We start from the raw sequence: 25,951 nt of genomic DNA, 5'->3' as shown, positions 1-25,951 counted from the left end.
TGGTCCGCCTATTGTTGGCCGGATGCGGCCGTCGATGGCTGCGCGTCGGCCTGCGCCAGCGCGGCGCGGGGTGCGGCATTCACCACGTGCACCAGCATGCCCGGCTGAACTTTCTGCAAGCCCGCCACAATGATCCGCTCGCCCGCGCGCAGGCCGCCGGTGACGACCCACGCGTCGCCGAGCATGTCCTGGACCTGGAGCGTGCGTTGCGCGACCTTGTTGCCGGGCCCGACGACTAGCGCCGTGGCCTCTCCGCGCTGGTCGTGGCTGACCGCCCGGACCGGTACCAGCAGCGCCTGGTCATTGACCCCCTGCTGGACACGGGCGCGCACGAACATCCCGGGCAGCAGCACCGATTTCGGATTCGGGAACAGCGCGCGCAACGTGACCGCGCCAGTGCCCGGATCGACCGTGGTGCCGGTGTACTGGAGCTTGCCGGGCAGCGGGTACTGCGAGCCGTCCTCCAGCGTGAGCATCACCTTGGCCTGCGCCAGTTCGTTCGGCTTGACGCGGCCGCTGGCAACGTCGCGGCGCAACTGCAGGCCGGCCACGCTCGATTCGTTCAGGTCGACGTAGATCGGGTCGATTTGCTGGACGGTGGTCAGCAGCGTCGCCGCGCTCGCCTGCACGTAGGCCCCCTGGGTCACCAGGGAAGTGCTGGTACGGCCGGCGATCGGTGCGGCGACATTCGTATAGCCAAGATTCAGGGCCGCCACCGCAGCATTGGCCTTCGCGCCGGCGAGGTCGGCCGCGGCCTGCTGTTCCGCGGCGACCGCGTCGTCGTAGGCCTGCTTGCTAACGGCATTGCCGGCAAGGAGGGTCTGGTAGCGCTGCGCCTGCACGCGGGTGGCGGCCAGGTTCGCCTCGGCCTTTTGCTGCGCCGCCTGAGCGCTGTGCAGTTGCGCCTGGTAGGGTGAGGGATCGATGCGGTACAAGGGCTGGTTGGCCTTGACGTCGGCGCCCTCCTGGAAGATCCGTTGCTGCACGATGCCGTCGACGCGCGCGCGCACCTGGGCCACCAAGTAGGGCGAGGTGCGTCCGGGAAGCTCGACCGTGACCGGCACGCTGTCGCGCTGGGCGGTGATCACCGTGACCTGGGGCGGTGCGCCTGACTTGGCCGGCTGCTGCTGCCCGCAGCCGGCGAGCGCACCGGCTGCAAGCAGGCAGGCCAGGCCAGGCGCGGGTTGATGCATTTTTTTCGTAAGCATGAGGGACTCCAATAACGAGCAGTGACACCGATTGAGAACACGCTTACTGTGCGCCGGCGCGGGTTAAGCCCGGGTTGGCAGGACATGAACGATTGTTAATGTGCTGCCCAGCCCGTCAGGTTAACGATTATTAATGGCGTGGTAACCCTGAGCTTAGCCGGCGGATTGCATAGTTCTTCATCTTCAGCCGTACCGGAGCCGAGCAAATGTCCACCTCACGTCTCATGCCGCCGCAGCGTCGGTTAGCCGAATGGCTGTCCCTGGCGGCGGTCCTTTTATGCGGTGCCTTGATCAGTGTGTATTTCGCATGGTCGGAGCAGGAGCGCGCCGAGGCGAGCGAAGCAGCCCGGATGGGCGCGCAGGCGCGGATCGTCGACGACAACCTGCGGCGCCAGTTTGCGGGGCTGCGCAGTGCCCTCGACAGCGTGCGTGCAAGCGCGACCGCGCTCGCACCCGGGTGCCGCGCAGGGTGTGTCGACATCGAGTTGAGCGTGTTGCGGCGCGCCCTGCCGGGCGTGCGTGCATTGCTCGTGGTCGATCGCGACGGCAAGGTGCTCGAACGCGACGACGGTGATGACGCGCGGCAGGTCGATTTCCGCGCCGCGAGCCGGAGCCTGGCCGGCATGCGGGACCCTGAACGGGTCTACCTCGACCTGCCGGCCCAAGCCATGCCCGAGATCTTCGACGTCAGGCTTGCCATGCCCTTGCCGGCTTCCGTTGGCGGCGCGGTGGTCGCGGTCCTGAGCCCGGACTATTTCGACACCATCATGCATTCGGTCCTGTATGCGCCCGACATGCATTGCGTTCTCACCGAGGAGGGCGGCCGGCGCATCCTGTTCGTGCCCAGGCTGACGAAGACCAGCTTCCTCGCTTCCGTCTCCAGCAATTCCTTCTTCAGCCGGCATATCCACGGCGGCAAGCTGACGACGGTCATGCAAGGGCGCTCGCTGGATAGCCACGACGAACGCATGATCGTCCAGCGCAGCGTGCTGCCGGCCGTCACCGGCCTGGATCGCACCCTGGTCGTCGGGATCAGCCGCAACCATGCGGAGCTGCTCAGGACCAGCCAGCGTCTAAGCTATGCGTATGCAATCGCCTGGCTGGTGCTGGCCCTGGCCAGCGTCGCCGTTCTGCTGATGGTGCAGCGGCGGCGCAGCGCCTTGCAGGAATGGGCAGAGCAGCGCCAGGCCGAGCGGGCCGCGGACGCGGAGCGCATCGAGATGGCACTGGATGGCGCGGGCCTGGGACTGTGGGAATGTGAGGTGCCGGGCAAGCGCGTCATGCTCGATGCCCGCGGCGCCGCCATGTTGGGCTACACGGTCGAGCAAGCCAACAGCGATCCCGATTTCATGCAGGGTGTCCATCCCGACGACCGGACGCAGGTGGAGCAGTGTTTCGCGCGTCACCTGACCGGTCAACTGACTGCGTTCGAGGTCGAATACCGGCAGCGTCATGCCAACGGTTCATGGGTATGGATCCACAGCCGCGGCAAGGTGGTCAAGCGCGGTCCCGACGGTTACCCGCGTCGCCTGGGCGGCACCAGGCAGGACATCAGCGCGCGTAAGCAGGCGGAGGCGAAGATCGAACACCTGGCTTTTTACGACACCTTGACGAGCCTGCCAAACCGGCGCCTGCTGCAGGACCGGGTCACGCGTGCGCTGGTGAAGAGCGAGCGCCACCGGCGTTCCGGCGCGATCCTGTTCATCGATCTCGACAATTTCAAGAACCTGAACGACACGCTCGGGCACGACATGGGAGACCGGCTGCAGCAGCAGGTCGCGCTGCGCCTCACTGCGGTCACGCGCGACGCCGATAGCGTCGCCCGGCTCGGGGGTGACGAATTCATCATCCTGCTCGAAGACCTGGACAATTTCGGCGGGACGCCGGGCGAGCGCGCGGGACTGGTTGCCGACAAGGTCTTGACGAGCGTGTCTGCGGCCTACTTTATCGAAGGGCATGAGGTGCACATCACGCCGAGCGTAGGGATCACGCTGTTTGACGGGCAGGCGCGTTCGACCGAAGAACTGCTCAAACAGGCCGACCTGGCAATGTACGATGCGAAATCGGCAGGGCGCAACACCTTCCGCTTCTTCGCCCCCATTTTGCAGGTCAGCCTGGACGAACAGGCCAGGTTGGAGAACGACCTGCGGGAGGCGGTGCGCCGCCAGGAGCTGCTGCTCTATTTCCAACCTATCGTCGACGAAGCCGGCAACACGATCTGCGCTGAAGCCTTGGTCCGTTGGCGTCACCCCGAGCGCGGCTTGCTCGGGCCGGCCGAATTCATTCCGGTGGCCGAAAAATCGGGCCTGATCCTGGGCATCGGACAGTGGGTCATGGAACAGGCTTGCGATCAGCTGGCATCCTGGTCACTCGCAGGCCATGCCCTGCGTGTCGCCGTCAACGTCAGTGCGCGCCAGTTTCGCCAGGACGACTTCGTGGACCAGGTGCTGCATGCGTTGCGGCGCAATCGGGTCGATCCACGCCATCTCAAGCTGGAGCTGACCGAAAGCATCCTGCTGCATGACGTGGACGAAGTGATTGCCAAGATGGCGGTCCTGAAAGCGCATGGCATCTGCTTCGCGCTCGACGATTTCGGGACTGGCTGTTCCTCGCTCAGCTACCTACAGCGCCTCCCGTTCGATCAACTGAAGATCGACAAATCATTCGTGCACGATATGCTCGGCTCCCAGAACGCCGCGACGATCGTGTGCGCAATCATTGGATTGGCAGCTAGTCTCGGCATGGATGTCGTGGCCGAGGGTGTGGAATCCGAACAACAACGGGAATTCCTCGCCACGTCCGGTTGCGACCAATACCAGGGTTATCTGATCGGGAAACCAATGACTGCCGAGCAGCTGGCTTTGCGCTGGTTGCCTGAACTGGACAGCCGGCCTCAGTAAGCAGTCTGCGCCGGTCAAACCCAAAACATCACGGTATTGGCCGTCGCCTGCAGGGCCGGCACGCATTTCGCGAATGTGTTGCGTTCACCAGTTGAATCCAAGGTCAAAAGCGGATTAATTGAGGGCAATCACAAGGGCAGGGCTAGCTGGAGCGTTAAGTAGCCGTGATCCTGACGGGCCGAGTTTAAGCGAGCTCATGCGGTGCAAACTGCGGTTCTCGCCTAACTCATTGATTCGTAAAGACCGAAAACGGCCTGCAAAGCCGTCTAGACGGGTTCGACTCCCGTCCTCGCCTCCAAATTCTCCCAGTAGGACAGCGTTTTACTTCCAGTTGAGTCCGGTTGGACACCACATGGAATTTGTGGTGCACCACACCTGTCAGCGGCCTACAGGTCGTTGACAATCCCTGCCAACCCGAACGTAAGCGTCGGCTCAGCACCGTATAGACAATCGGCAGCTTCAGACGCAAAGTAGTCCCCACTATTTTTGGTGGGGACTAAATTGGTGGGTTAAGCAGAACAAAAGAAGCGGCGACGCAGCACGAACTATCCGCTGGACTTCAAGCGGCGGCTGGCGCCGCAAGCGTGCGATGCGTCGATGTCAGTCGCCCAGCCCGCGCTGCAACACGGGCTGAACACGAACATGCTGTTTCGCTGGCGACGCCAATTGCGGGCCGGCTTGCTCGACACAACGACGCAGTTCCTGCCGGTGGCGGTGACAGCCGCGCCGAAAGAGCCGCCCGGCGTCGATGCCGGTGGTGCCGGCAGCATTGAGATCCAGTTGGGCCAGGCCAGAGTCTGCATTCGTGGCACGCCTGATTCAGCGACACTGGCGCTGGTACTGCAAGGTTTGCGTCCATGATCGGGCTGCCCGCCGGTACCCGCATCTGGCTGGCGGCCGGCATGACCGACATGCGCTCGGGCTTCAACGGCTTGGCCGCGAAGGTGGAGACGGCCCTGAAGGAAGATCCGTACAGCGGCCACGTATTTGTGTTCCGAGGCCGGCGCGGTGACCTGGTTAAGGTGCTGTGGTGAACTGGCGATGGTCTATGCCTGCTGTGCAAACGGCTCGAGCGCGGGCTCTTCGTCTGGCCCCAGGCCAGCGAGGCGCGCGTGGCGCACCTGTCTGCTGAACTGTCCACCCGCACCGCCGAGATCGCGCACTTGAAGCTGGTGCTGGCCGTCGCTCCGAGAAGCTCGACCTGCAAATCGAGCAGCTGGAACTCAAGCTCGAAGACCTGGAGGGCGAAGCAGCGGTAGCCGAAGCCCAGGCGACGGTAGAGATGGCGCCGCGCAGGAAGGCCGAGCGCAAACCGCTGCCGGCCCACCTGCCGCGCGAAGAGCGTACTCGCCTGACCGCAAGGGCGAGCATCCGCAAGCGCACCTGGCGAGCTTTACCGGCGTGCTGCAGGCTGAAGCTTATGCGGGCTTCAACGCCATCTACGAGAGCGGACGCGTCGTCGAAGCGGCATGCTGGGCGCACGCACTCCGAAAGTTTTACGACCTGCATGCGGCGCGCCCATCGGCCTTGACCGCCGAGGCGCTGCGCCGCATCGGAGAGTTATACGCCATCGAAGATGCCATCCGCGGCAAGCCGCCAGACGAGCGCCTGGCCGGACGGCAGGCGCGGGCTAGGCCATTGCTCGACGACCTGGAGCGCTGGCTGCACGCCACACTTTCCACGCTGTCGCGCAAATCCGATACGGCGGCCGCCATCCTGTACGCGCTCAAGCTGTGGCCCGCTCTGACCCGTTATGCCGCCGAGCGGGCGCTACGCGGCGTCGCGCTTGGCCGGCGCAATTTCCTGTTTGCCGGCGCCGTCAGCGGCGGTGAGCGCGCAGCTGCCATGTACGGCGTGATCGGCACGGCCAAGCTCAATGGCGTCGACCCCGAGGCCTGGCTGCGGCACGTGCTGGAACGCATCGCTGAGCATCCCGTCAACCAAGTGCGTGACTTCCTGCCCTGGAACCTGGCTGATAGACTGGCAGCCACTCCCGTCACCTGAGCCGCTCGCCTCGTCGGGCAACTCAATCATAGCTACTTCCGTCCATGGCAAAACCGACTCAGATCCTCACCCTCCACGTCAGCATCGATGATGTTGCGCCGCCCGTCTGGCGCCGCATCCGAGCCGATGCCGACATCACGCTGCGTAACCTGCACCACATCCTCCAGGCGTCATTCGGCTGGACCTCGTCGCATCTGCATCAATTTGATATCGAAGACGATACCTACGCCATGCTCGACAACGAGTACGTGCTCGACCTGATTGAGGCACCAGGCCAGGGCCCGCTGGACGACCGCAAGGCCAAACTGGGGCGCCTCGTCTATCGTGGCCAGCGCTTTATCTATCTGTACGATTTTGGCGATTCGTGGACGCACACGATCCACGTCGAAAGCATCACTGAAGTACCCGAAAAACTAGGGTATGCCACCGTGATCGACGGCGCCGGCGCCTGCCCTCCAGAAGACGTCGGCGGCCCGCCTGGCTATATCGAATTCCTCGACGCTATCGAGCGCAGGCCCCGCAGCCAGGAGGCGCGTGAAATGCTCGACTGGGCAGGCGGCGCCTTCGATGCGAATGCGTTTGACAAACGTGCGGCCAACGCGGCTTTGTTGCGGATGGCCTCGAACGGATGGGGAAAGAAATAAACGTCAAGACGGTTTTCGGGCTACGCTTACCTTGTGCATGCGACGGTAGCATTACCAGATTGCCAAAAAAACGCGGCCTTCGTCTCTCTGCTCCAGCTCCTGCTCCCAGTAGTGGAGATCGTTAAGGTTGCTCCACGCCACACCGGCAGGGGGACTGCGCCGCGCGACCGTAAAACGATGTTGCACAGTCTGCGCCGCCTGGCCGGCCGGCCGGCCGGCGCCCGCGACGTCCCGGCGCGGTCTGGCAGGCTCACCCGGCAGATGCCGGCACGAACGCCATCCCGGCATGGCTCAGGAAGGCGGCCGATTGGACGCATCCGTTCTGGATAATGCATTACATGCTCGACTGCGCGCCCAGCCGCTTGCCGGTATGTGTATACTCGGCATTTTGCCGATGTCGTTCCATGGCTGCTGATCAACAAGACAATACCTCCCCCTTGGCCAGTTCTGCGCGCCGCGCAATTTCCCGCCACGTGACAGCGGCCCTGCTGTCGCTGGCCGCGATGCTGGCCGCCGATCCGGTCCTGGCGCAAGCGGCCGGGCCGGCAGCCTCCGCGGCCCCAGCCGCGGCGCTCAAGCTCGACACCGTCACCGTGCAGCGCAGCGACATCCAGCAAACGGTCGAGGCAGCGGGAAAGCTCCAGCTCCGTAAATGGGCCGACACCTACGCGCAAATCGGCGGGCAGGTGAAAGAGGTGTCGGTCGCCATCGGCGACACGGTCCAGGCCGACCAGGCCCTGCTCGAAATCAGCCCGGCCCAGCAAGCCGCCAAGGTCGAAAGCAATCGCGCCCAGATGGCCCGGCTGCAGGCGGAGCTGGCCGACCAGCGCGCACAACATGATTTCGCGCAGCTGCAGTTCAAGCGCCAGACCCAGCTGAAAGCGCAGAACGCGACCCGCGAGGAAGCCTTCGAATCGGCGCGGATGAACGCCTCGTCGGCCAGCGCGCGCCTCGATGCGATCACCGCGCAGATCCACGAGCTCGAAGCGACATTGAAAATCGACGAGGAAGCGCGCCAGAAAACGCTGGTCAAGGCGCCGATAGCCGGGACCGTGGTGTCGCTGGCCGTGCGCAAGGGACAAATGCTCGGTGCTGCGCAGACCGCCGCGCCGCTGCTGCGGATTGCCGACCTCTCGGAAATGACGGTGGCCGCGCGTGTCGCGGAAAGCGATGTGACGCGCTTGCGGCCGGGCATGGCGGCGAGTTTCACGACCCCCGGCTATCCCGGGAAACGCTGGTCGGGCAAGCTGCGCCAGGTCATTCCCGTCCCGGCCGACGACACGGGCGAGCAGGGCAAGCAGGCCTTCTATATTGTCCTGTTCGAGGTCAAGAACCAGGATCACGAACTGATGAGCGGCATGAGTGCGCAGGTGCAGTTCGTGGTCGCGCAGGCGCGCGACGCCTTGCTGCTGCCGGCGAACTGCCTGGGCGCGCCGGACGAAAGCGGCCAGTACAAGGTCAATGTGCTGGACGCCGGCCAGCGCGTGAGTAGCCGCAAGGTGAAGGTCGGGCTGCAGAATTCGCAGCAGGCGCAGATCCTTTCCGGCCTGGTGGCGGGCGACAAGGTGCTGGTCGGCCCGGTGCCCGCCGGGCTTGCGGCGCCGGCGGCGTTCGAGGCCGGAGCGAAGCCGGCCGTGGCATCGGGTTCCTGAGGCAGGCCATGCGCTACCGCGCCTTGACATCGACTCTCCTGGCCTGCGCCGCGCTGGCGGGGTGCGCCAGCCGCGCCCCGATCGCGGAGCCGCCGCCCAAGGTCGAGCTGCCTGCCGGCTGGACGGCCGCTGGAACGCAGGACCATCCGGCGTGGCCCGACAAGAACTGGTGGCAGCGCTTCGGCAGCCCTGAACTGACGCAACTGGTCGATGAAGGCCAGTCCAGCAATCTGGAACTCGCGGGCGCGCTCGCGCGCGTGCGGCAGGCGGAGGCCGAGGCGCGCATCGCCGGTGTGTCGCTGCTGCCGAACGCAACGTTTTACAGCGACGCCAACCGCGCGGTGCCGCTGCGAAGCGGCAGCGCCAGCACCTCCGCCGACAGCGGTGTGCAGGTCTCCTACGAAGTCGATTTCTGGGGCAGGAACAAGGCCGGCGTGGCGTCGGCGGAAGCCTCGCTCGAGGCCAACCGCTTCGACCGCCAGACCGTGGCCCTGACGGTCACCAGCGGCATCGTATCGACCTATCTGCAGGTGCTGTCCCTGCGCGACCGGCTCGCCGTCGCGCGCGGGCACGTCGCGAACGCCGAGCATGTCCTGGCCCTGGTGGAGGCGCAGAAGAACGCGGGCGCGGCTTCCTCGCTCGACCTGGCGCGCCAGCGCTCCGCCGTGGCGCAGCAGAAATCGAAGATACCGGACCTGGTGCAGCAGGAGCGTGAAGCGCAGGCGGCCCTGGCCGTCCTGCTCGGCAAGACGCCGCAGACCTTCTCCGTCGGCCAGCAGGGCCTGGACACGATCAGCTTGCCCGAGGTGTCCCCCGGCTTGCCATCCGAGCTGCTGTCGCGCCGGCCCGATATCCACCGCGCCGAGGCGAACCTGGCCGCTGCCAATGCCAACGTCGCCGTCGCGCGGGCGAACCTGCTCCCCAGCATTCGCCTTACCGGCGCGATGGGCACGCAAAGCAGCGCCTTGCTGTCGCTGCTGAATGCGCCGAACCTGCTGGCCAATGTCAGCGCCTCGCTGGTCGCGCCGATCTTCGACGGCGGCCGGCTGAAGCGGGAACGCGATCTCGCCGTCGCCCGCAAACAGGAACTGATCCAGGTGTATCGCGCGACCGTGATCGCCGCCTTGTCGGAAGTCGATACGGCGCTGGGCCAGATCCGCAGCCTGGATGAACAGCGGCGCCTGATGACGGCCGAACTGGAGCAGGCGCGCCAGGCCTACGACCTGGCGGAAATCCGCTACAAGACCGGGGCCGAGGACCTGATGACGGTCCTCGATACGCAGCGCGCCTTGTCGGACGTGCAGAACGATATCGGCATCCTGAAACTCAAGCGTCTGCAGGCGACGGTGTCCTTGTACAAGGCGCTGGGCGGCGGCTGGCAGGATGCGAGCACCTGAGCGCTGCGAGACGGGTCGCCGCTCAGCAAGCCGGAAACACCACCCGCGCACGCAGGCCTTGCGTGCCGTCGGGCTTTTCCGTCAGCGAAATGGCGGCCCCGATCTGGTTCGCGATCGATAAAGTGATCGCCAGCCCGAGGCCGGAGCCGATCTCGCCGCTGCCAAGCACGCGGTAGAACGGATCGAACACGCGGTCGCGCTCGTGCGCAGGGATGCCGGCGCCCGTGTCGTCGATGTCGAGAACGACGTGGCCATCGCTGTCCGCCACGCTGATGTCGACCCTGCCGCCCGGCGGCGTGTAGCGGATGGCGTTGTCGACCAGGTTCTTGACGAGAATGCGGATATCCATGGGGCGCCCGGCGACCAGCGGATCCGCATCGCCGACCATCCCGAGGTCGATCGCCTTGGCTTCCGCCAGCGGCACCAGGTCTTCGAGGCATTCCAGGATCGCCTTCTTCAGCGGCACCCGGGTCAGCTGCTTGTCTCCGGACTCCTGGGTGCGCGCCAGCGCCAGCAGCTGGTCGAGCAGGATCCGGGTGCGCGACAGCCCCGCGGACAGCGCCTCCAGCCGCTCGCGCGCCTCGCCGGGCATCTCGCTTGCCGCCAGTCTCTCGGCCTGCAGCGACATGGCGGTCATGGGCGAGCGCAGCTCGTGCGCCGCGTCGGCGATGAAGCGCCGTTGCAGCGTCAGCGCGCGTACCGTCCGCGCGATCAGCTTGTTGATCTCGGTGACGAAGGGCCAGACTTCGGACGGCAGCTCGGCGCGGTCGAGTTCTCCGAGGTCGTGGTCGCGCCGTGCGCCGAGCTGGGCGGCAAGCCGCTGCAGCGGCAGGAACATCGTGCGCACCAGCAGCGCCGCCATCATGACCAGCACCACGCCCAGGAACAGGATGGGCATGACCGTCCGCAGCGCGCTCGAACGGGCCGCGGCGTCGCGCACCGCGGTCTGCTGGGCGACCGCGACCCGCACCCCCTTGTCGTTGGTGCGCACGAACACGCGCCAGGTCTCCCTGCCGATGGTGACGGTCTGCAGGCCGTCGCGCAGGGCAGGGGAGAAGCTGGGCGGGCGCTCGGGGCGGGGCAGGGGACCGCCTGGCGCAGCGATGAAGCGCACCACGATCCGGGCGTCGAAGTCGACGTCGCCCACCCGTTCGCGCGCCTTCGGCGAATTGGGGGCGGCGTCCAGCCTGCTGATCAGGTAACCGACCTGGCGCAGCTGCGTGTCCTGGTTGCGGTGGGCGTCGTCGGTGGCGGCAATGTACGAATAGGCGCCGGCGACGGCCGCGCCGACCAGGATCGCCGTCGAGATCCACAGCGACAGCCTGAAACGCAGCGATGCCCTCAGCGGCCCTTCGCGACCATCCATCCCACGCCCCGCACGTTCTTGATGATGTCGCTGCCCAGCTTCTTGCGCAGCGAGTGGATCAGGAATTCGATCGCGTTGCTCTCGACTTCCTCGTTCCAGCCGTAGACGCGATTCTCCAGGTCCGAACGGGAGAGGATGGCGCCGGGCCGCACCAGCAAGGCTTGAAGAAGGGGGAACTCGCGCGCCGTCAAGCGTACCGTCGCCGCGCCGATGCGCGCCTCGTGCGTTGCCGGATCGAGTTCGACGATGCCGTTGCCGAGGACGGTGCTGGCGGTGCCGTCCTTGCGCCGGGTCAGCGCGCGCATCCGCGCCAGCAGTTCGTTCATCGCGAACGGCTTCACCAGGTAATCGTCGGCGCCGCCGTCCAGGCCCGCCACGCGGTCCTCGGTGGCCTCGCGCGCCGTGAGCACCAGCACCGGCACGTCGTTGCGCGCCTTGCGGATCGCGTGCAGCACCGCCATCCCGTCGATGCGCGGCAGGTTCAGGTCGAGCAGCACCAGTTCGTACTCGAGGGTCCGCAGCGCCGTCAGCGCCGCCTCGCCGTCGCGCACCCAGTCCGCCGCGTAGCTGGCGTCGCGCAAGGCATGCTGGACGACGCTGCCGATCATGGGGTCGTCTTCCACCAGCAGCACTCTCATCGCCGGGCTCCCGCACCGGTCGTCAAGGGACGGTCGAAGATCTCGGCGGCGACCCGCGCCAGGTCGTTCATGCCGGCGCCGGCCGCCATGTGCGAGGTCAGCCAGCGCGCCTGCCCGCCGTCGCGCAGCAGCTCGTCGATCAGCTTGCACGCCTCGGGGAAATCCGGGTCGTCCGAACGCGCGGCCAGGCGCGCCAGGTCGTCGCGCACCACCTGTTCGATGGTGTGCTCCTTGCCCGTGCATGGGTCGATCCACTTGCCCTGGACACCCTCCTTGGCGGCGTTGAAGCGGTTCCAGTTATACAGCTCGCGCGCGTTCCCGCCCGGCCAGGCGCCGGGCTGTTGCGCCATTTCGATGCACAGCTCCCTCGCATAGCAGGCCAGCGCCGCCGCGTAGCCCGGGTGCAGCGGGGTGTCCAGCACCCGCAATTCGATGGTGCCGTATTCCGGCTTGGGCCGGACGTCCCAATAGAAATCCTTGATGCTGTTGACGATGCCGTGCTGGGCGAGGCGATCGAAATGGTCCGAGAATTCCTGCCAGTTGCGCACGTCCGCCGGCATGATGCCGCTCATCGGGAAGGCCCCGACCACATTGCTGCGGGCGCTGCAGAACCCGGAATCCTCGCCCTGCCAGCACGGCGAATTGGCCGACAGCGCGATGAACAGCGGCGCGCGCTGGGTCAGCCAGGCGCCCACCCGTACCGCTTCGTCGGCATTCGGCATCCCGATGTGGACGTGCATGCCGAACACCGTGAACAGCTTGGCCAGGTAGCCGTATTTTTTGGCCGACGCGCGGTAGCGGTCCTTCGGATAGATGCGCTGCTCGTTCCATTTCTGGAAGGGGTGGGCGCCGCCGCCGGAAATCGCCGCGCCCACCGCGAAGGCCGCGCGCTGCACGCTGGTGCGGATTTCCTCGACCTGCCCGGCGGCCTCGCGATAGCTGCCCAGCACCGAGGTCGCGACTTCCAGCATCGAGGTCGTGATCTCGGGCGTCGCCACCCAGTCCTTTTTCTGCTTGTCGAGCAGGAGCAGGATATCGGGGGCGGCCGGCAGCAGGTCGTAGGTGAGCCGGTCCAGCACCATCAGCTCCAGCTCGATCCCCATGCTGCCGAGGCGCGAGTTGGCGAAGGGCGGCAGGAAGGCCGGGCCGGCGCCCGCCACCGCGCGCGCCTGCGCGGCTTCGCTGCCGGACATCGTCGTCGCTTCTGTCATCATTCGCTCCCTTCATGTGTTTCGCCGGCCAGACGCAGGCCGACCCAGGTAATCGCGGGCGCCACCAGCACGTTCAGGGCCAGCAGGGCCTGCATCAGGCGGGTTGCGGTGTCGCTCAGGTAGGCGGCGTTGGACATCGAGCTGTCGACGACCAGTGTGCTGAAGCTTACCAGCGAGCAGGCACAGAGTGCGATCGCGTGCTTCTTGCGCGCGCTCCAGGCCTGTCCGGGGACGAGGGCAAGGCGCGTGACCGCGGCCCGCGCGACGAACAGCAGCACCGCCATCAGCAATACCGTCCAGTGCAGCACCTGGTCGAACTGGACCAGTGCGGCCGACATCATGAACAGCAGCGCATAGCCGATATCCTGCACCGTCCTGAGCTGGGCCTGGAACACGTTCTCGCGCTTTTCCGCATTCCGCAGCAGTAAGCCCATCAGCAGCAGCGACAGCAGCGCGCTCGATGCCGTCACCGAGCACAGGCCCAGGTCCAGCATCAGGGTCGCCAGCAGGATCCCCGGACGCAGGCTGGCTTCCGCCCGCGAAATCCTGGACGCCGCCTTGTACACGCCGTAGCACACCAGCGCGATCGCCGCGCCCAGCAGCAGCTTGCCGCCCTGGTGCAGCAGCTGGTCGGCGAACGGCACTTCGTCCGTCACCCCGTGGCTGCGGACCCAGGCCAGGGAAATCGACAGCGCCACCAGCGCCACCAGCTGGCTCAGGCCGACCGCATTGGCGGCGGCATAGCTCGCGACGCCGCTGGCGTTATGGTCGGCGACCATCGACGTGAACACCACCGGATTGACGGCGATGAGGATGGAGGCGATGAAGGCCGCTTCGCTCCAGCTGACGCCGAACGGGACCAGCAGCGCGACGGCGCAGGCTCCGCGCAGTACGCAGCCCAGCAGCAGCGACGCACCCTGGGCGCGGCTGCGCCACAGCCATACCAGGTCCATCTTGCGGCCGGCCTCGAACAGCACCAGGGCCGAGGCGGCATTCAGCAGTTCCTGGAAATAGGTCAGCAGCGCCGTGTCGACCAGGCCGAAGCCGCTGATGCCGAGGATCAGTCCGGCCGCGACGGCGCCGTACAGCCGGGGCACGCCGCGCCGCTGCAGCAGCACGCCGAACATCTGGGCCAGTAACAGGCCGGCGCCGATGATGGCCAGCGGTGAAAAGAAAAACAGCGGCAGGGTGGAGCTGTCATTCATAGGCCGCCGCCCACTGCATCGCGACCGCCTCGAGCTCGCGCTCGACCACCGGCTTGATCTTTCCCGCGGCGGCCATGACCTCGCCCTGGTGCTGCGGCAGGGGCGTGGTGACCCGCAGCCGCACGGTGGTGGCGTCGCCTTTCGCCGGCATCCAGAGCTGGCCGATCACCTGGCCGTTCTCGACCCAGCTGGCGAGGAACTTGGCCCCGCTCGGCAGCTTGGCCGGCATGTCCAGCATCTTGAACTGGGTCAGCCATTTCGCTTCCGGGTATTGCCTGCTCAGTTGCAGGTGCATCGCGGCGCGCTGCTCGAGACGGCTGTCGTTCGGGCTGTAGGACAGGTGCAGCTTCGTCTGGCCCGGCAGCGGATTGCTGGCCTGAAGGCACAGACCCGCCGACTCGAGGGCGAGGCCCTGCGAACCGAGCTCGCCCGGGCGCGCGCCGAGCAGTCGGGGCCATATGGCCCGCATGCGCGCGGCGTCGGCGCCGTCCGTGGCGGCGCTCCTGAACCGCGGCTGCGACGCCGCTTCCAGCAGCAGCTTCCAGCGGCCCTCCTGCCAGCGGCGGGTCGCGGGGCGGGGATTCGGATTCCAGCGCCATTCCGTGGCCTGCCAGCTGTCCTTGGCGTCGCGCCGCAGGATCAGCAGGCGCTCCTCGCCGCCGACGCTCAGGTGCAGGGTCTGGGCGGTCCAGCGCCGGTCCCAGACGCTGCGGGGCGCGCTGGGCTGCAAGCCGGCCTGGGCCCAATGCCACCAGCGCGCCTGGCTGCTGAGGCAGGACGGCGCGGCGCCGTCCTGCCAGGTCCAGCGCCGGATCTGCAAACGGTTCTGCCAGGCGCAGGACGCCTCGGCGCCGGGCCATGCCTTGCCGGCCCCGGCGCTCGCGAGCGGCTCGCAGGTCCACGGATCTTGCTGGGCCAGCGCGCGGAAGTCGCCGACGACGTCCGCCTTCGCTTTCGCGGCAGGGCGGTGCGCCGAGGCGGCGATCGCTGGCGGGCTGCCCGCCGCCGCAAGCAGGGCAAGCAGGCAGGCGAGCGGGATGGTCGGTCGTTTTGTCGATGTCATGTGTGTCGATTCGGGCCCGGTGAAACAACTGATGAGCGTGATCAGCGCATGGTATGGACTGACACTTAGCGAAAACTTAGCGGCTTGCCGCGCCGCTAACGTTTCCAGGCGCTAAGGGTTTGCTAAGTATGGCTGACTAGGATGGCCGGGTTCGCACGAAGTGCATTCGTGCAAATGTATAAAAGTTGTTAAAATGTAAGCTTCTCCGAGGGGATCCCGCATTCCCTGCCTGACGCCCAGGCGCCGCCTGGCCGCGTCTTCATTTCCTGGCAATCGCCGTGCGTGCGCAGACCCGCTGCGCCGTCCCGATTGCGTTCGCCCTGCGCCCACATCGCTCTGAAAGGACGAAGACGATGACTATCGCTTTTCCGCAAAGACTGGCCGCGCGCCTGTCTCCTGATAATTTTGTTCTTGCAACCGATCTCGACGGCACGCTGCTGGCCGGCGGCGTCGAAGGCAGGCGCCAGGTGCGCGAGCTGTTTTCCGCCGCACAGGCCGGCAGGCGCCTGGTTTTCGTGACCGGACGCGGCCTCGAGTCCATCCTGCCGCTGTTGAGCGACCCGACGATTCCGGCGCCGGATTACATCATCGCCGACGTCGGCGCCACCATCGTGCACGGCGACCTGCGCCCGGTCGAGGACCTGCAGCAGGAGGTGGCCGCCCGCTGGCCGGGCTCGCAGGCGGTGCTGAAGGCGCTGGCCGGCTTCCCGGGCCTGCAGCGCCAGAGCGTGCCGCAAGAGCGCCGCTGCTCCTTCCTGGCCAGCGAGGAGAGTGTCACGCCCGCGCTGCGCGCCGCCGTCGATGCGCTGGGCTGCGACCTGCTGCTTTCGGCCGGCTGCTACCTCGACGTGCTGCCGCGCGGCGTCAGCAAGGGGGCGGCGGTGCTGCGCCTGGCCGCGGCGGCCGGCATCGATCCGGCGACCATCGTGGTTGCCGGCGATACCCTCAACGATCTGTCCATGTTCGAAACGGGCCTGCGCGGCATCGTCGTCGGCGGTGCCGAACCGGCGCTTGCCGAGCGCGTGCGCAAGCGTCCGCTGGTGCATATCGCCGGCGACCCGGGCTGCGACGGCATCCTCGAGGGACTCGCGCACCATGGCGCGCTGGCGCCAAGGGACGACCCGGCGCCGGCGATGGCGTCGGGAACGGCGGAGCTGGTCATGGTGTACCACCGCCTGCCGTATGACGAGGTGGTCGAGGACGGCGTGCTGCGCCATCGGCCTCCGCGCAGCCCGAACGGGATCATGCCGACCCTGCTGCGCTTCTTCGCCGGGGCGCGCGCCGGTTCCTGGGTCGCCTGGTCGCAACAACCCAGCCGTGACCCCGAGGGATTCGTCACCCACGTCCATGTCGACCGCGAACGCTATCCGAACCTGCTGGCGGCGCGCATCCCCTTGAGCGCCGACGATGTCGACGTGTTCTACAAGAAGTTTTCGAAGGAAGCCTTCTGGCCCATCATCTTCTCCTTCCCGGACAAGGCCGAGTTCAAGCAGGCGCACTGGGAGCGCTTCCTGGAGGTGAACCGCCTGTTCGCCGCGCAGACCGCGCGCGAGGCGGGCGAGGGCGCCACCGTCTGGGTGCATGACTACAACCTGTGGATGGTGCCGGCTTTCCTGCGGCCGCTGCGCCCGGACCTGCGGATCGCCTTCTTCCACCATACCGCCTTCCCGGCCAGCGACGTCTTCAATATCCTGCCGTGGCGGCGCGACATCATCGGCAGCCTGCTGCAGTGCGACTATGTCGGCTTCCACATTCCGCGCTACGTGGAAAACTTCGTCGACGCCGTGCGCTCCTTCGCGCCGCTCGATATCGCCGGCACGGCGCCGTGCGCGCCGCGCTTCCTGACCTATGGCTGCGCGCTCGGGGTCGACACCATGACGACCGCCATCGACGCCGGCGGCCGCCGCGTGCACCTGGGCGCCCATCCGGTCGGTACCGACGCCGGCCTGATCGAGCGCCTGGCCCTGGGCCCGGAAGTGGCCCGGCAGGCCGCCGACATCCGCGACTACCTCGGCGGCGCGACCGGCATCGTGTCGATCGAACGGCTCGACTACGTGAAGGGAACGCTCGAAAAGCTGCAGGCCTTTGAACGGCTGCTCGAACAGCACCCGGAACACATCGGCAAGGTCACTCTGCTGAACATCATCACGCCGGCCGCGCAGGGGATGGAGATCTATGAAAGCCTGCGCGTCGAGGTGGACCGCACGGTCGGACGGATCAACGGCCGCTTCTCGACGCTGAACTGGGTGCCGGTGCGCTACTTCTACCGCTCGCTGCCCTTCGATGAGGTGGTCGCGCATTACGCGGCCTGCGCAGTGGCGTGGATCACGCCGCTGCGCGACGGCCTGAACCTGGTGGCAAAGGAATTCGTCGCCGCGAAGAAGGCGACCGGCGAGTCCGGCGTGCTGATCCTGTCCGAATTCGCCGGTGCGGCGGTCGAGCTGCATGGCGCGGTGCTGACCAATCCCTACGATGCCAGGGCCATGACCGGTGCGCTGCACCAGGCCCTGACCATGGGGGAGGATGAGCGCGCCTACCGCACCGGACGCATGGCGATGATCGTCGCGGAGCATGACGTGACGCGCTGGGGCAACGATTTCCTCGCCGCGGTGGAGGCCGCCGGCGCAGCGGCCATGACCGAGGCCAGGGCGGCATAAGGGGGCAGAGACATGGATTACAGGATACTCAATAACGATCTCACCGCGTGGGTGGTCGCCATCTGCATCGTGGTTGCCGTCAGCGCGGCGCTGCGCGTCGGCCTGGGACTGGTCGTGCGGCGGCTGGACCGGTTCGCGCAGACCACCGACACCTACCTGGACGACCTGGCGGTCAAGGTCCTGGGCGCCACCCATCCGCTGTTCATGCTGCTGATGGGGGCGTACGCGGGGGCGCAATGGCTGGCCTTGCCGGAAAAGACCGCGCTCCTGCTGGGCCGGCTGGCCATCGCCGTGCTCCTGCTCCAGGTCGCGCGCTGGGGCGACGTCGGCGTGCGCGACTGGCTGCACCACTACCGCAACCGCCGCAGTTTCGACGACGCCGCCAGCACCACGTCCACCGCGGCGCTGGGCTTCGTCGCGCGTACCGCGCTGTGGCTGCTCATCGTCCTGATGATCCTCGATAACTTCGGCGTCAACATCACGACCCTGGTCGCCAGCCTCGGCATCGGCGGCATCGCCGTGGCGCTGGCCCTGCAGAACATCCTCGGCGATTTGTTCTCGTCGCTGTCGATCGTGCTGGACAAGCCCTTCATGGTCGGCGACTTCATCATCGTCGACGACATCCTCGGCACGGTGGCCTACGTGGGCCTGAAGACCACCCGGATCCGCAGCCTGAGCGGCGAGCAGGTGGTGTTCTCGAACAGCGACCTGCTCAAGAGCCGGATCCGCAATTACAAGCACATGGAGACGCGCCGCGCGGTGTTTGAAATCCGGGTGGCCTACGCGACCAGCAAACAGCAGCTGCTGGCGATTCCCGCCATCCTGCGCGACGCCGTGGAGGCGCAAGGGCAGGCCAGCTTCGACCGCGCCCACTTCAAGTCCTACGGAAACTTCTCGCTCGAGTTCGAAACCGTGTATTACGTGAAGACGCCGGATTACGGGGTCTATATGGACGTGCAGCAGGCGATCAATATCGCCTTGTTCGAACGCTTCGAGCAGGAGGGGATCGCCTTCGCGCTTCCGACCCAGAACGTGCTTTTTTCCAATGCAAATAGCGGGATGGAAATGAAAGCCTAGGAGGGAGCCCGGGGCGCGCCCGTCGCGCGCGCTGCTTGTATTGACAAGTTAATCATGGCAGGATGGGCCATCCTGAGCTCGCACATATGCCAGACGAACCTGTCCCCGATCACGAACGGCTCCTCGACGGCACGGTAAGCGAAGCCCGCTATCGCGCAGTGTTCGAGCATTGTTCCGACGCCATGCTGCTGACCGAACCGGATGGGCGCATCCTGTCGGCGAATGCGGCTGCCTGCCACCTGTTCGGCTATACGACGGTGGAACTGCTTGCGCTCGACCTCGGCAACTTGTTCGACAGTACGGACCCCGGCGTCGCGCAGGCGCTTGCGCGGCGCGCCGCGGGCGGCGAGATGACGGCCGAGCTGGGCTTCGTGCGCCGCGGCGGCGAGCGTTTCCAGGCCCGTGTCGCCTCCAGGGTGTTCACGGACGACGGCGGCAAAGCCATGGCCAGCCTGGTCGTGCACGACATCAGCGACCGCAAGCACGCCGAAGCGCTGCTGCGCGAGAGCGAGCAGCGTTTCCGCCTGTTATACGAGAATGCGCCGGTCGGGATCGGCCACATCGACCTGGGCGGCAAGTGGACCTACGTCAACCAGGCCTTCGCGGCGATCGCCGGCTACGCGCCGCACGAACTGGTTGGCCGCAGCAATCTCGAACTAGCGCCTCCCGACGAGCGCGAGCGCAGCCGCCAGTTCACCGACCAGTTGCTCGCCGGCGCGATCGAAATCCAGCGCGACCGGCGGCTGCTGCGCAAGGATGGCAGCACGCGCTGGATCCGCCTGACGGCGAAGATGCTGCGGAATAGCGCCGGCCAGCCGCTGTACGGCATCGTCCTGTTCTACGACATCACCGACGCCATGCACGCCGAGGAAGCGCTGCGGCGCAGCGAGGAGCGGTTCCGGACGACCTTCGAGCATGCGCCGCTCGGGATCGCCGAATGCGCGGCGGACGGCCGCTTCGTCGCCGCCAACGCGACCCTGCAGGACATGCTCGGCTATAGCCTGGCCGAACTGGAAAGCCTGGCGAACCAGGACATCACCCATCCGGCCGACCAGGAAACCGCCATCCAGAACTTCCACAAGCTGCTGACCGGCCAGCAGACGGTGACGGTGGCGGAGCAGCGCTACCTGCGCAAGGACCGTTCGCAACTGTGGGTGAACGTCACGGTCTCGCTGCGCGGCAGCGGCGATGGGCCGCGCCTGATTGCGATCGTCGAGGACGTTACGGCGCGCAAGAAATCCGAGGAAGCCTTGCGCGGCGCCGTCGAGTATTCCTATCACCTGGCGAGCCACGACAACCTGACCGGCCTGGCCAACCGCGCCAGTTTCAACGAGCGCCTGAAGGACGCGCTCAAGTACGCCCAGCGCGACCAGCACCTGGTGGCGGTGCACGTGCTGGACCTGGACCGCTTCAAGTCGATCAACGATACCCTCGGCCACCATGCCGGCGACCTGCTGCTGAAGGAGGTCGCGCGCCGCCTCAAGGCCAACATCCGCGAAACCGACCTGGCTGCGCGGCTTGGCGGCGACGAGTTCGTGATCGTCCAGACCCACTTGTCGGAAGCGGCGGCGGCCGAAGTGTTGGCCGACAAGATCCTCGTCGAGCTGAGCCTCCCTTACCAGCTCGATGGCCACGAGGTCTACAGCGGCACCAGCATGGGCATCGCCCTGTTCCCGGACGATGCGCAGGAGCCCGACGAACTCTTGCGGCTGGCGGACCTGGCCCTGTACGAAGCCAAGAACCAGGGGCGCCTGAACTACCAGATGTACCGCGAGTCGCTCGGCACGATTGCGAAGGAGGCCAAACGCTTCGAGCGCGAGCTGCAGCGCGCCTTGCGCGAGGATGAGCTGTGCCTGCATTACCAGCCGCAATACGACCTCGACAGCGGCCGCATCGTCGGCATCGAGGCGCTGATCCGCTGGCTGCATCCGGCGCGGGGCCTGCTGACCGCGGCTAATTTTATCCAGGAAGTGGAAAATGCCAACCTGATGCTGCCGGTCGGCGAATGGGCGCTGCGTACCGCCTGCACCGCCCAGGCCGGCTGGGTGCGGGCAGGGCTGGTGGTGCCGCTGACCCTGAACGTCTCGTCGAAGCAGGTGCGCCACCCGCGTTTCCTGGCGATCTTGAACAAGGTGCTGGACGACACCGGGCTGCCGCCCTCGCTGCTGCGACTGGAATTGCGCGAAAGCGTGCTGCTGGACCCGAAATTCCCTGCCAATACACTGCGCGAGATGCGCAAGCGCGGCGTGCGCCTGGGCCTGGACGACTTCGGCGCCGAGCTGGCGGCCCTGTCCTCGCTGCAGAAATTCCCGCTCGATATCGTCAAGCCGGGCCAGGAGCTGGTGCGCCGCTTGTCGCGCGACGACAATGAATCCGCGATCCTGACGGCGCTGGTCGGGGTGGCGCGCGACGTCAAGATCACGGTCTGCGCCGACGGTATCGAAACGGCCGACCAGCTGGCGGCCGTCAAGCACCTCGGCTTCAATTGCGGTCAGGGTTACCTGCTCAGTCCGCCGGTGGCGGTGGCCGACATGGACAGGCTGGTTGCGGCCGAGCTGGGCGCTTGAACAGCCCGAGCCTTGGTACAATCGTCGCACCATGACCAAGACCACCATCTCCCTCGTCCTCTGCGTGACCCTGTCCGCCGCGCTGTCCGCTTGCAACAGCAAGACCTCCGCCAACGAAAAGAACTTCGGCGTGACGGTCACCCAGTACTTCGACAAGAAGGGCGAGCTGTGTCTCGACCCCGTCAAATGGCCGGTCGACGTCTACGAAGTCGACATGCGCCAGCAGAAGATGTACCCGGACGGCGTCGCCGGCCAGATGGCGGCGCTGGAAGCGGCGGGCCTGGCCAAGGGCGAAGACGTGGACCTGCCGGAGACCAAGACCAAGGTCAGGCGCTACACGATGGCCGCCGCCGCCAAGCCTTTCCTGCGCGAGAAGGCCGGGCGGGCGCCGCGGCTGTGCTGGGGCCGCAAGTCCCTGGAAAAGGTCCTGCGCTGGTCCGACCCGGTCAAGAAGAGCGGGCAGGAAGAGTCGGCCGTGATCTATACCTACAAGCTGTCGGACGTGGCCGCCTGGGCCCGGCAGCCGCAGGTCAAGGAGGCCTTCCCTGAGCTTGGACGCAACGTCGACGGCGAGCACAAGCAGAAGGAAAAGCTGTATGTGAAACTGACGCCCCAGGGCTGGGAAGCGTACGGCCTGAACGACTGAGGTTCGGCCCAGCACGCGTTTGCAGGCCGCCGCGCCTACTGCGGCATGAGCACGGTATCGATCACGTTGACCACCCCGTTGGCCTGGGCGACGTCGTAGGTGCTGATGTTGGCGCTATGCCCCGCCTCGTCCATGACCTGGATGTTGCGGTTGCCGTTCATCGTGAAACTCAGGCTGCCACCGCTGGCGGTCGCCAGTTTCGCCTTCCCTCCCTGTTTCACGATCTCCCTCTGCAGCGCCGCGAAGTCGTACCTGCCGGGCACCACGTGGTAGCTCAGCACCCTGGCCAGCATCGCCTTGTTGTCCGGCTTGAGCAGGCCGTCGAGCGCGCCAGCCGGCAGGCGCGCGAAGGCGCTGTCGGTCGGCGCGAACACGGTGTACGGGCCTTTGCCCTTGAGCGTGTCGACCAGTCCCGCCGCCTTCACGGCCGCGACGAGCGTCCTGTGGTCGGCCGAGTTCATGGCGTTGTCGACGATGTCCTTGCTGGGGTACATCGGCTGCCCGCCGACCATGGTCGTGTTCTCGTGGGCGCTTGCGCTGAGTGGCATTCCGAGAACGGCGCCGGCGATGAGGGCGATGGCGGCGTGCTGGCTACGGTGCATGGCGTATCTCCTTTGTGTTTGGTGTGTTGCATATACGAAGGCCGGCCTGGATCCGGATGCAAAAAACTTGGCGCTGTTCGCGTTACGTGTTGAAAACGCCGAGCGCCGCTCTGAGGAAGGCGTCCGATGTGCCGATGCGTCCGCCATCCAGCGCCCAGCGCCACCCCAGGTAATTGCCCAGGTAGCGGCTGGCCACACCGCGAAACGGCAGCAGCCAGGCGCGCAGCCGGCTGTGATAGGCGTTGACGTTTTGCATGTGGATGGCGCCGCGCGTCCTTACCCCCGCTTTCGGATTGACGGCTTGGTGGGTAATACCCGCCTCGGCTGCGAAGGCCCGGTAGGCGGCATGGGCATCGGTGACCAGCAGGACGTCGGGTTCCAGCCGCGACTTCAAATGCTCGTGCAGTTGCGCCCGCGTCACCGGTCCTTTCCCGGGCACCCAGTCGAGGGTCTGGCCGGCGCGGTCACGGGCGACCAGGATGCACATTTGCTCGTTCGAGATGCCGCGTCTTGTCGCTTTGCCGCCGCGTTTGCGTGGCGCGCGCTGTAAATGTCGCGCGCCCTTGTGGGATTCGAGCACATACATTTCGTCCGCCTCGGCGATCCCGGTGAGGCAGGCGGCCCGATCTTCCTTGCTCAGTCCCAGGAAACGGTGACGCCAGCGGAAGCTGGTCGCGCTCGCCACGCCGAGCTCGGCGGCGGCACGCCGAATGCTGCGCGAGTCAAGCATGCGGTCCAGATAGTCGAGCCAGTGCTGTTTGTGGCGCAAACGCGCCAATGGCGTGCCGCTCAGCGCGTTGCAGGTACGGCCGCAGCCGCGGCAGCGATAGCGCTGCAGGCCGTGCGCCTGGCCATGCCGGTAGAGTTGGCGTGAGCCGCAGGCCGGGCAGGCGAGCCGCGGCGCCGCCATTTGTTCGATGAGCTCGACGGTCTTGTCGAGCTTTGCTGCCGGCAACAGCAGGGCCAGCAGGCGTTCGCGCTGGCGCCGGGTCAAAACGGGAATCTGCTTGAGGAAGTGGTCGAACGTGCGGGCATGCATGGCGCCTCCGGCTTCGGTTCAGGTCGATCTTGGACCTCAGCCGTTCAAGATGATTCCACACTTAACGCGATCAGCGCCAAATTTTTGAATCCGCTTCGCTCGCGCCTGCGTATATGGACTGGGAACCAAGAAACACCCGGACCGCATTTGGCAGAGCTCACCGATAATTCAATCAAATATATTTCTTAAATCTATCGTGCGCAGGCTGTTTTGATGGGATTATCGTTCTAATAACCAAGCGAATCGTCAATAACATCAAATCAAGGAGATGAGAATGGCAACGAGTAAACAAGGAATGAAGGCTGCGGCCGCGCTTGCGGCCGGCGCCGCATTGATGGCGGCGGCGTTTCCGGCGGGGGCCTCCAGCCACCGCGAAGCGCCGTTCCTGACCAATGCGCCCAAGGTCGACGGCACCGACTTCTACATGTTCCGCAGCTACGCTTCCGGGCGCCAGGACTATGTGACGCTGATCGCCAACTTCATCCCTTTCCAGGATCCGCAGGGCGGCCCGAACTTCTACCAGTTCGACCAGAACGCCCTGTACGAGATCCACGTCGATAACAACGGCGACGCCAAGGAAGACATCTCCTTCCAGTTCCGCTTCAAGAACACCTCCAAGCACACGGCCCTGACGATCGGCGGCAAGCAGGTGATGATCCCGCTGATCAATTCGTCGACCATCAGCGGCGTCAATCCGGCTTCGCTGAACGTCCGCGAAACCTATACCATCGACATGGTGAAGGGCGACCGCCGCGGCGGAACCCGTACGCGCCTGGCCGGCACCGGCGGCACGAGCGAGTTCGACAAGCCGGTCGACAACATCGGCGAAAAGACCTTCGGCGGCGCCGGCGGCTACGAGACCTACGCCAACCAGCACATCTACGACCTGAACATTCCGGGCTGCGGCACCGGCCGCGTGTTCGTCGGCCAGCGCAAGGAGCCTTTCTATATCGCGGTCGGCAAGATCTTCGACCTGTTCAACCTGAACCCGCTCGGCGCTGAAGTCAGCGGCAACAAGAACGACCTGGAAGGCAAGAACGTTAGCTCGATCGCCCTCGAAATCCCGATCGCCTGCCTGACCGCGGGCGGCGAACCGGTAATCGGGGCCTATGCCACCGCCAGCATGCGCCAGGGACGGCTGCTGAATCCGGCGCCGGCTTCGGGCATCAACAATGCCGCGAAAGAGGGCGGGGCCTGGTCGCAGGTGTCGCGCGTCGGCATGCCGCTGGTGAATGAAGTCATCATCGGCATGGACGACAAGGACCGCTTCAATACCTCGAAGCCGAAGGATGACGCGCAGTTCATCAACTACGTCACCAACCCGGTGCTGCCGGCCGTGGTCGAGACCCTGTTCCCATCGGCCAAGGCGCCGACCAACTTCCCGCGCAACGACCTGGTGACCGTGTTCCTGAAAGGCCTGCCGGGCGTGAACCAGCCGAAGAACGTGGTCGCTTCCGAGATGCTGCGCCTGAACACCAGCATCGCGCCGACCCCGCAGGCGTCGCAGAACCAGCTCGGCGTGGCAGGCGGCGACAATGCCGGCTTCCCGAACGGACGCCGTCCGGCCGACGACGTGGTCGACGCCTCGCTGCGGGTGGCGATGGGCGCGCTGTGCGTCCTGACCGGCGCCAACGATGCCCTCGGCGTCGGCTGCAAGCCGGGCGACGCACCCGCCGGCGGCCTGAAACTGACCGACGGCGTGCGCAAGACCGCAACCGACTTCAAGGCGGCCTTCCCCTACCTGAATACCCCGCTGCCGGGTAATCAATAAGCCGAGGAGACCATCATGAAGAAGCTGCAAACGAAGCGGGGCCGCTTGCCGGTCCTGGTGCTGGGGCTCGCGCTGGCCATGACGCTCGGCGCCTGCCACCACGGCGACGACGACGACATGGGCTCGAAGCCGCCGGTGGCGGAAACGCCGAATCCGCCGCCGACCATGGCCGACGCTTTCTTCGCCTACGTCAGCCAGATCGTGGCGACCGCCAGCGACACGGCGGAACCGGCATCGACCGAGGGCGTGACGGCCACGGCGCCGGAAGACACCGAGCCCCAGCCCTTGCCGGCGTCCTGAGGCC

At 66.4% G+C, this 25,951-nt stretch carries 18 protein-coding genes, 1 tRNA gene and 4 pseudogenes; 15 read left to right on the top strand and 8 right to left on the bottom strand.

Translation table 11 applies throughout. The features are described from left to right. Positions 1-8: 8 nt before the first annotated feature. Positions 9-1,208, bottom strand: coding sequence for an efflux RND transporter periplasmic adaptor subunit (locus ACFPO9_RS11290; protein WP_379770650.1), 1,200 nt, complete (start codon positions 1,206-1,208; stop codon positions 9-11). A 206-nt stretch (positions 1,209-1,414) separates the two neighbouring features. On the opposite strand from ACFPO9_RS11290, the gene ACFPO9_RS11285 reads away from it, so the two are divergent. The 9 genes and pseudogenes from ACFPO9_RS11285 to ACFPO9_RS11245 all read left to right on the top strand — a co-directional run bounded on the left by ACFPO9_RS11285 (position 1,415) and on the right by ACFPO9_RS11245 (position 9,805). Then, the gene (locus ACFPO9_RS11285; RefSeq protein WP_379770648.1) at positions 1,415-4,108 is read left to right on the top strand and encodes a putative bifunctional diguanylate cyclase/phosphodiesterase; all 2,694 of its coding nucleotides are present in this window, start codon (positions 1,415-1,417) and stop codon (positions 4,106-4,108) included. 176 nt (positions 4,109-4,284) lie between these two features. Continuing rightward, positions 4,285-4,406: transfer RNA gene (locus ACFPO9_RS11280), tRNA-Ser, on the top strand. A gap of 245 nt (positions 4,407-4,651) precedes the next feature. Then, positions 4,652-4,969: pseudogene (tnpA, locus tag ACFPO9_RS11275) on the top strand (IS66-like element accessory protein TnpA); the annotation flags it as partial. After that, positions 4,966-5,229, top strand: a pseudogene (gene tnpB, locus ACFPO9_RS11270) (IS66 family insertion sequence element accessory protein TnpB); the annotation flags it as partial. The pseudogenes tnpA and tnpB, both read left to right, overlap by 4 nt. 80 nt (positions 5,230-5,309) lie before the next feature. Next, a pseudogene (locus tag ACFPO9_RS11265) lies at positions 5,310-5,390 on the top strand (hypothetical protein); the annotation flags it as partial. Positions 5,391-5,428: 38 nt separating this feature from the next. After that, positions 5,429-6,112, top strand: a pseudogene (gene tnpC / locus ACFPO9_RS11260) (IS66 family transposase); the annotation flags it as partial. Positions 6,113-6,156: 44 nt separating this feature from the next. After that, positions 6,157-6,756: a plasmid pRiA4b ORF-3 family protein gene (locus ACFPO9_RS11255; protein ID WP_379770643.1), complete on the top strand. Its 600-nt coding sequence runs from the start codon at positions 6,157-6,159 to the stop codon at positions 6,754-6,756. Between the two features lie 437 nt (positions 6,757-7,193). Then, complete coding sequence (locus tag ACFPO9_RS11250) at positions 7,194-8,408, top strand: efflux RND transporter periplasmic adaptor subunit (RefSeq protein ID WP_379770641.1); 1,215 nt, start codon at positions 7,194-7,196, stop codon at positions 8,406-8,408. An 8-nt stretch (positions 8,409-8,416) separates the two neighbouring features. After that, the gene (locus ACFPO9_RS11245) at positions 8,417-9,805 is read left to right on the top strand and encodes an efflux transporter outer membrane subunit (protein ID WP_379770639.1); all 1,389 of its coding nucleotides are present in this window, start codon (positions 8,417-8,419) and stop codon (positions 9,803-9,805) included. A 22-nt stretch (positions 9,806-9,827) separates the two neighbouring features. On the opposite strand, the gene ACFPO9_RS11240 is transcribed toward ACFPO9_RS11245, so the two are convergent. Genes ACFPO9_RS11240 through ACFPO9_RS11220 form a run of 5 tightly spaced genes read right to left on the bottom strand, consistent with a single transcriptional unit; the run spans position 9,828 to position 15,288 of the window. After that, the gene (locus ACFPO9_RS11240; protein ID WP_379770637.1) at positions 9,828-11,171 is read right to left on the bottom strand and encodes an ATP-binding protein; all 1,344 of its coding nucleotides are present in this window, start codon (positions 11,169-11,171) and stop codon (positions 9,828-9,830) included. Beyond that, positions 11,147-11,809 carry a response regulator transcription factor gene (locus ACFPO9_RS11235; RefSeq protein ID WP_379770634.1) on the bottom strand — a complete coding sequence of 221 codons (663 nt, stop codon included), beginning with the start codon at positions 11,807-11,809 and terminating at the stop codon, positions 11,147-11,149. Before ACFPO9_RS11235 ends, ACFPO9_RS11240 begins: the two co-directional genes overlap by 25 nt. Next, entirely contained in the window at positions 11,806-13,023 is a 1,218-nt protein-coding gene (locus ACFPO9_RS11230) for a YbdK family carboxylate-amine ligase (RefSeq protein WP_379770631.1), read from the bottom strand. The genes ACFPO9_RS11235 and ACFPO9_RS11230 overlap by 4 nt, the downstream gene beginning before the upstream one ends. Next, positions 13,020-14,225: a cation:proton antiporter domain-containing protein gene (locus tag ACFPO9_RS11225; RefSeq protein WP_379770628.1), complete on the bottom strand. Its 1,206-nt coding sequence runs from the start codon at positions 14,223-14,225 to the stop codon at positions 13,020-13,022. The genes ACFPO9_RS11230 and ACFPO9_RS11225 overlap by 4 nt, the downstream gene beginning before the upstream one ends. Next, entirely contained in the window at positions 14,218-15,288 is a 1,071-nt protein-coding gene (locus ACFPO9_RS11220) for a hypothetical protein (RefSeq protein ID WP_379770626.1), read from the bottom strand. Before ACFPO9_RS11220 ends, ACFPO9_RS11225 begins: the two co-directional genes overlap by 8 nt. 353 nt (positions 15,289-15,641) lie before the next feature. Here ACFPO9_RS11220 and ggpS point away from each other — a divergent pair, with 353 nt between their 5' ends. The 4 genes from ggpS (at position 15,642) to ACFPO9_RS11200 (ending at position 22,235) form a co-directional block, all read left to right on the top strand. Next, entirely contained in the window at positions 15,642-17,945 is a 2,304-nt protein-coding gene (gene ggpS / locus ACFPO9_RS11215; RefSeq protein WP_379770623.1) for a glucosylglycerol-phosphate synthase, read from the top strand. 12 nt (positions 17,946-17,957) lie between these two features. Continuing rightward, entirely contained in the window at positions 17,958-19,022 is a 1,065-nt protein-coding gene (locus tag ACFPO9_RS11210) for a mechanosensitive ion channel family protein (RefSeq protein WP_379770621.1), read from the top strand. Positions 19,023-19,108: 86 nt separating this feature from the next. Next, positions 19,109-21,589, top strand: coding sequence for a sensor domain-containing protein (locus ACFPO9_RS11205; RefSeq protein WP_379770619.1), 2,481 nt, complete (start codon positions 19,109-19,111; stop codon positions 21,587-21,589). 31 nt (positions 21,590-21,620) lie between these two features. Further along, positions 21,621-22,235, top strand: coding sequence for a hypothetical protein (locus ACFPO9_RS11200; RefSeq protein WP_379770617.1), 615 nt, complete (start codon positions 21,621-21,623; stop codon positions 22,233-22,235). 35 nt (positions 22,236-22,270) lie between these two features. Here ACFPO9_RS11200 and ACFPO9_RS11195 read toward each other — a convergent pair whose 3' ends face one another. Next, on the bottom strand, positions 22,271-22,837 hold the full coding sequence (locus tag ACFPO9_RS11195) for a fasciclin domain-containing protein (RefSeq protein ID WP_379770615.1): 567 nt from the start codon (positions 22,835-22,837) through the stop codon (positions 22,271-22,273). Positions 22,838-22,919: 82 nt separating this feature from the next. Further along, the gene (locus tag ACFPO9_RS11190) at positions 22,920-23,876 is read right to left on the bottom strand and encodes an IS1595 family transposase (RefSeq protein WP_379770613.1); all 957 of its coding nucleotides are present in this window, start codon (positions 23,874-23,876) and stop codon (positions 22,920-22,922) included. A gap of 274 nt (positions 23,877-24,150) precedes the next feature. On the opposite strand from ACFPO9_RS11190, the gene ACFPO9_RS11185 reads away from it, so the two are divergent. Further along, entirely contained in the window at positions 24,151-25,647 is a 1,497-nt protein-coding gene (locus ACFPO9_RS11185; protein WP_379770611.1) for a DUF4331 domain-containing protein, read from the top strand. Between the two features lie 15 nt (positions 25,648-25,662). Beyond that, a complete protein-coding gene (locus tag ACFPO9_RS11180) occupies positions 25,663-25,947 on the top strand; it encodes a hypothetical protein (RefSeq protein ID WP_379770609.1) in 285 nt (94 codons plus the stop codon). The last annotated feature ends 4 nt before the right edge of the window (positions 25,948-25,951 follow it).

The sequence above is a fragment of the Massilia aerilata genome, assembly GCF_042656905.1.
Taxonomy (GTDB): Bacteria; Pseudomonadota; Gammaproteobacteria; order Burkholderiales; family Burkholderiaceae_D; genus Telluria; species Telluria aerilata.
This window is presented reverse-complemented; position numbering and strand designations above follow the sequence as displayed.

Bases quoted from the DNA above. Each gene is read 5' to 3' on its own strand.
- ACFPO9_RS11290 (WP_379770650.1), bottom strand. From the start codon at position 1,208: ATGCTTACGAAAAAAATGCATCAACCCGCGCCTGGCCTGGCCTGCCTG.
- ACFPO9_RS11225 (WP_379770628.1), bottom strand. From the start codon at position 14,225: ATGAATGACAGCTCCACCCTGCCGCTGTTTTTCTTTTCACCGCTGGCC.
- ACFPO9_RS11200 (WP_379770617.1), top strand. From the start codon at position 21,621: ATGACCAAGACCACCATCTCCCTCGTCCTCTGCGTGACCCTGTCCGCC.
- ACFPO9_RS11255 (WP_379770643.1), top strand. From the start codon at position 6,157: ATGGCAAAACCGACTCAGATCCTCACCCTCCACGTCAGCATCGATGAT.
- ggpS (WP_379770623.1), top strand. From the start codon at position 15,642: ATGACTATCGCTTTTCCGCAAAGACTGGCCGCGCGCCTGTCTCCTGAT.
- ACFPO9_RS11220 (WP_379770626.1), bottom strand. From the start codon at position 15,288: ATGACATCGACAAAACGACCGACCATCCCGCTCGCCTGCCTGCTTGCC.
- ACFPO9_RS11230 (WP_379770631.1), bottom strand. From the start codon at position 13,023: ATGATGACAGAAGCGACGACGATGTCCGGCAGCGAAGCCGCGCAGGCG.
- ACFPO9_RS11245 (WP_379770639.1), top strand. From the start codon at position 8,417: ATGCGCTACCGCGCCTTGACATCGACTCTCCTGGCCTGCGCCGCGCTG.
- ACFPO9_RS11240 (WP_379770637.1), bottom strand. From the start codon at position 11,171: ATGGATGGTCGCGAAGGGCCGCTGAGGGCATCGCTGCGTTTCAGGCTG.
- ACFPO9_RS11190 (WP_379770613.1), bottom strand. From the start codon at position 23,876: ATGCATGCCCGCACGTTCGACCACTTCCTCAAGCAGATTCCCGTTTTG.
- ACFPO9_RS11210 (WP_379770621.1), top strand. From the start codon at position 17,958: ATGGATTACAGGATACTCAATAACGATCTCACCGCGTGGGTGGTCGCC.
- ACFPO9_RS11180 (WP_379770609.1), top strand. From the start codon at position 25,663: ATGAAGAAGCTGCAAACGAAGCGGGGCCGCTTGCCGGTCCTGGTGCTG.
- ACFPO9_RS11285 (WP_379770648.1), top strand. From the start codon at position 1,415: ATGTCCACCTCACGTCTCATGCCGCCGCAGCGTCGGTTAGCCGAATGG.
- ACFPO9_RS11195 (WP_379770615.1), bottom strand. From the start codon at position 22,837: ATGCACCGTAGCCAGCACGCCGCCATCGCCCTCATCGCCGGCGCCGTT.
- ACFPO9_RS11185 (WP_379770611.1), top strand. From the start codon at position 24,151: ATGGCAACGAGTAAACAAGGAATGAAGGCTGCGGCCGCGCTTGCGGCC.
- ACFPO9_RS11205 (WP_379770619.1), top strand. From the start codon at position 19,109: ATGCCAGACGAACCTGTCCCCGATCACGAACGGCTCCTCGACGGCACG.
- ACFPO9_RS11235 (WP_379770634.1), bottom strand. From the start codon at position 11,809: ATGAGAGTGCTGCTGGTGGAAGACGACCCCATGATCGGCAGCGTCGTC.